This window comes from Herbiconiux daphne (genome assembly GCF_024979295.1).
Lineage (GTDB): Bacteria > Actinomycetota > Actinomycetes > Actinomycetales > Microbacteriaceae > Herbiconiux > Herbiconiux daphnes.
On record NZ_JANLCJ010000036.1, the window covers coordinates 1 to 2,916 of the forward strand.

A 2,916-nucleotide genomic window follows, 5' to 3' on the forward strand; every position below is an offset into this window, starting at 1 on the left:
TATTTAGCTTCTGAAGCAATCAAAGCGTATGCGGGAGTATTCCACAAAGATGGAATTCGTAATATGAAATTTTCATTAACACAAGAACACAATGATTGAATTGAAAGCAAGCGTTTGATGAACAACGACTTGGTAAAAGAAGTTGTGGATGCTGATGATATTTTATCAAGAGCGATTGAAGATAAAGAAGAATTTATATCAAATGCAACATTGCAAAATGCGTATGAAATTTCGAAGGTTAAAGAAAACAACCCGAAATTCACATTCCAAGCATTCAAAAATGACTTTATGGATTATTTATCAAAGCAAAAACATACGGTCATGAATGATGTGAAGAAGATTGGTGGCAAAACATATCGTGGTTTTAAAATCAAATGATATGCACCAAAAGTTGATGTTAAACTAGAAAACATCGAATTATAAGGAGGCCCGCGATGGACCAAAACAAGACAACAAAACTGAATAGCAAAAAACAAAACAACTTTACAATGAATTTCATTGAAGCGTATTTATCACCATTGTTTGATAACGCAAAAGAACGCGGATGACTAATAGAAATTGAAAATGAAGGTTATGGAAAAGTTAAGTTATGTATCAATGGAATAAAAGTTAATCTTGATATTAAAACAAATACTTGAAAGATTGAAGAAATTGAAGGAATTGCAATAACAATCGTAACGTATCCAGAAAAATTTACAAGATGATGAAACCATAATCTATTTGATATTAAATTTGGTTATAGAGATGCAAGAAAGGAAAAGACAAACGAGCAATTTATATTCATTGCCGAAAAAATAAATAAGCATAACCCGCAAATGAGCGAAAAGGAAGTTTTGTTTCTCGCGAACATGTACAAGAATGAAGATCACGACAACTTCCTTTGAGGCAAGTACGGCATTCAATGTGATTATGAAGCGAATCAATGTTTCGACGATGATGTCAACGGCTTTGTGATATTAGGAGAAAACGATGAGAAACTATGATAGCTGAAGAAACGGTATAATCAAGATTTCCGGCATCTATGTGATAGAAAATACCGTTACCGGAAGATTGTACGTCGGCCAATCGGTCGATTGTGGCTCAAGATGAGCAAGGCATATGTCTAATCACTTGAATGAGAATGACAAGCACTATGACCAACGTATGTATGCGGATATGCGTGAGTACGGAATTCATAAGTTCACATTTAGTGTTTTCTGAAAATGCGATAATGATGAGCTTGACCAATCTGAAAGAAAAGTCATTGATATGATGATCAAATCAGATACGGAACTATATAATTGCGACAAAACGACGCTTGATGCGATCGCTAAGCATAAGAAAGAAAAATAAGATGGATAAGAAAGTTGTTTTAAGAATGACGAAGAAAAACTTCGACAAAGAAGTCAAATCATGAGATCACTTGCTTCTACTTGGCTTGGTCTTCGATGAAAGCCTGCGTAATGAGTGATTTAAGCGCGAATACGGCGTGAATTGAGTTGATGCGGGTAAAAGTGACGAAGAGTTGATAGCGATGGGCTATAAAGAAAAGGAAATTAAATAGTATGAAAAACTTCTTACTTGTAATTGTGTTTCCAATATCACTATTCATTACTTTGATCACATTGTTATGTACCGTATGTTAAATTAAAGCTTGAAAGATTTAAAAGAAAATAGCCTAATGGCTATCTTTTTTTTCTTCTTCCTTATTCTTCAAATCCACATACACATGGAATTTCTTTCATAACGCAACCAATTCAGCAATGAATACTGCTGGAATAGCCGCTGTTAGACCAAATAAGGCAACTTTAACTGTTTCATCATGGATTTGTACCATAGGCAAGACATCAAGCAATATGATGACTATTCACATGAATAGCAGGACCACATTGACAAACCAGATTTTTCATTCATATAAAAGTTTTGAGTTCATAGTTATCTCCTAAAAATAATGTCATGAGCAGCTTCAGAAACTGCGGGTCTCATTGCAAATACGTCAAAAGCACGGTCATTGTGGAAATTTAAGTTTCCTAAGCTTTGCATGAAAGAGTAAGGTGTACGTTGGGCGTGCTCAATGTATGAACGTTGTGTTCACGGTTGAGTTGGGCCGTATTTACCATCATGAGCACCAGCTTCAAATATTGTAGTGTATGTACCGTCAGTATTTTTTAAGGAAACTGAAGCGTACTGCAACGCAACGCCGCCAGGATTACTTCAAAAAGTGCAGTTAAAATAAATACTTCTGTTTGCATAATACATTCCCGTAGGTAGTTGATTGATAGGAACTCCATTTGTTTCATAGAAGAATTCACCAATTCCATTATGTGATGTGGATTCAGCATTATACCTAAGCGCGTGTGAAATACTACCATGACCATTTGAATGTATCTCAAATTCTCCAAAACATAATGCAGCAGTGTTTGTTATCACGCAAATCTTTCCATAAAATCTACCGTTATCAGCACCTCTATAAGTAAAAAACTTTCAAGGTCATCTTGTGTTATCAGAAGGTACATCTGGCTTATTACCGGCTCTTGCAGGAACATGCAAATTGTGGATAAGTGCTGTTTTACCATTAACTGCAAGTTTAGTGACTCTTTTGTTATTGATTGTTACATTTATATCATGCCCGTTTAATTTACCCATCTTAACCTACCTTTATGGTTTCTGTAGAACCATCATCATATGTTATTGTCATAGTTTTAGTTAGAGTGTCTTGTTTTGCAGCAATGGCAGCATCAACTTCCGCTTTTGTATAAGTAGTTGCCTGAGGAGCTTTTGTATTAACTTCCGCTTTTGTAGCAATGTCAATAGTTGTTCTTTTATCAAGAACTGACTTATCAATCAGTCCATTATCAAGTGCACTTGTTGTATAAGCACCTAAACTCATACCAATCTCTACACCTGCTGCATCAATTGTTCTGACTGGTTTGCCAT

General features: G+C 35.3%; 3 protein-coding genes. 1 reads left to right on the forward strand and 2 read right to left on the reverse strand.

Annotated elements, in window-relative coordinates:
- Positions 1–117: 117 nt before the first annotated feature.
- Entirely contained in the window at positions 118–378 is a 261-nt protein-coding gene (locus N1032_RS22345) for a hypothetical protein (RefSeq protein WP_259542463.1), read from the forward strand.
- Positions 379–2,469: 2,091 nt separating this feature from the next.
- Here N1032_RS22345 and N1032_RS22350 read toward each other — a convergent pair.
- Positions 2,470–2,625 (reverse strand): hypothetical protein, encoded by a 156-nt coding sequence (locus N1032_RS22350; RefSeq protein ID WP_259542465.1) that lies wholly within the window; start codon positions 2,623–2,625, stop codon positions 2,470–2,472.
- Position 2,626: 1 nt separating this feature from the next.
- A partial coding sequence (locus N1032_RS22355) for a hypothetical protein (protein WP_259542467.1) occupies positions 2,627–2,916 on the reverse strand: 290 nt, incomplete at its 5' end.